Annotated in this window: 3 protein-coding genes; all 3 read right to left on the reverse strand. The window is 46.0% G+C overall.

Annotation, left to right across the window (positions count from 1 at the left end; translation table 11 throughout):
• Positions 1 to 27: 27 nt before the first annotated feature.
• The 3 genes from B7Y67_RS18125 to atpE all read right to left on the reverse strand — a co-directional run bounded on the left by B7Y67_RS18125 (position 28) and on the right by atpE (position 1,366).
• Positions 28 to 564 (reverse strand): F0F1 ATP synthase subunit delta, encoded by a 537-nt coding sequence (locus tag B7Y67_RS18125; protein WP_293599828.1) that lies wholly within the window; start codon positions 562 to 564, stop codon positions 28 to 30.
• Between the two features lies 1 nt (position 565).
• Positions 566 to 1,036, reverse strand: coding sequence for a F0F1 ATP synthase subunit B (locus B7Y67_RS18130; RefSeq protein ID WP_293599829.1), 471 nt, complete (start codon positions 1,034 to 1,036; stop codon positions 566 to 568).
• 63 nt (positions 1,037 to 1,099) lie between these two features.
• Positions 1,100 to 1,366 carry a F0F1 ATP synthase subunit C gene (gene atpE, locus B7Y67_RS18135; RefSeq protein ID WP_028818346.1) on the reverse strand — a complete coding sequence of 89 codons (267 nt, stop codon included), beginning with the start codon at positions 1,364 to 1,366 and terminating at the stop codon, positions 1,100 to 1,102.
• Positions 1,367 to 1,395: the final 29 nt, after the last annotated feature.

The following is a 1,395-nucleotide window of genomic DNA, read 5'->3' on the forward strand; positions in this document are numbered from 1 at the left end:
ATTTCGTATGTTCTTAATAGGGATAACTTATGCGCCAAGACTTGCTTGCATTTGAGCCAACTGTGCCTTAACAGAACTATCCATTACCTCATCACCAACCTGAATGCGTACTCCGCCAATCAAAGATGGATCAACCTGAATAGTTGGGCGCAATTCTTTACCCCCAAAGCGCTTCTTCAAACTTGACAACAAATCTTTTAGCGCAGGGCCCTCTAATGGGAATGCGCTAGTAATCATTACTTCTGCTGCACCTTCGCTCTGATTCTTCATTGCTTCAAATTGCTGAGCAATTTCAGGAATGGCAGATAAGCGATGGTTTTGATTTATAAGATTTAAAAAGCTCGCAAGCTTGCCGTCCAGCTTTGTCTTCACCATGCCGGAAAGCAATTTGCTTAAATCATCTGCAGATACTTTAGGATTGTTTGATAAAGCAGCAACTTCTGGCAATGCAGCAAGCTGCGCCAATTCATTTAACTGCTCTAAACAAGTGGCAAGCTCAGCAGGCTTAGCGCTTTGGAAAAGCGCTTCAGCATAAGGGCGTGCAATTGTGGCTAATTCAGCCATATCAAAGTTCTGCCTTTAGTTGATCAAGCAATGCGCCATGGGCTTTTGCATCAACTTCACGACGCAAAATTTGCTCTGCGCCTTTAACGGCCAACACTGCAACCTCAGCACGTAATACTTCACGTGCGCGAGTAACTTGTTGATCCGCATCTTGCTCGGCTTGAGAAATAATACGGGCCGCTTCCGCTTGTGCGTTAACGCGAATTTCTTCGGCGGACATTTGCGCACGTTTTTCTGCTTCAGCAACACGTTGCACACCTTCTTGGCGTGCTTTATTTAATTCTTGCTCTGCTTCATTACTTGCTAAAGCGAGCGCTTCTTTACCGCGCTCGGCAGATGCCAAGCCATCAGCAATTTTGCTTGAACGCTCATCTAGCGCCTTAACTAGCGGCGGCCACACAAAACGTGCAACAACCCACCATAAGACGAAGAAAACGATCATTTGCGCGAATAGGGTCGCGTTCAGATTCACGATATTCCTTTCAGTATTGTTGAGAACAGTAGGATGACCTGATGGTCATCCACGCCAAAACAATTACTTAATAACTGCGAGCAGTGGGTTTGCGAAAGCAAACAACATCGCAACACCAACGCCAATTAAAAACGCAGCGTCGATCAAACCAGCCAAAAGGAACATTTTGGTTTGTAATTCGTTGATCAATTCTGGTTGACGGGCGGCGCCCTCAATGAACTTACCGCCCATTAGGCCAATGCCCAAACAGGCTCCCAATGCGCCGAGGCCGATGATGAGGCCAATACCGATTGCGGTTAGTCCTTGGATGTTGGCTAAGAATGCTTGCATGTTTACTCCTAAGTATTGAAAGTGAGGTT

The sequence above is a fragment of the Polynucleobacter sp. 35-46-11 genome, assembly GCF_002281105.1.

Bases quoted from the DNA above. Each gene is read 5' to 3' on its own strand.
- B7Y67_RS18125 (WP_293599828.1), bottom strand. From the start codon at position 564: ATGGCTGAATTAGCCACAATTGCACGCCCTTATGCTGAAGCGCTTTTC.
- atpE (WP_028818346.1), bottom strand. From the start codon at position 1,366: ATGCAAGCATTCTTAGCCAACATCCAAGGACTAACCGCAATCGGTATT.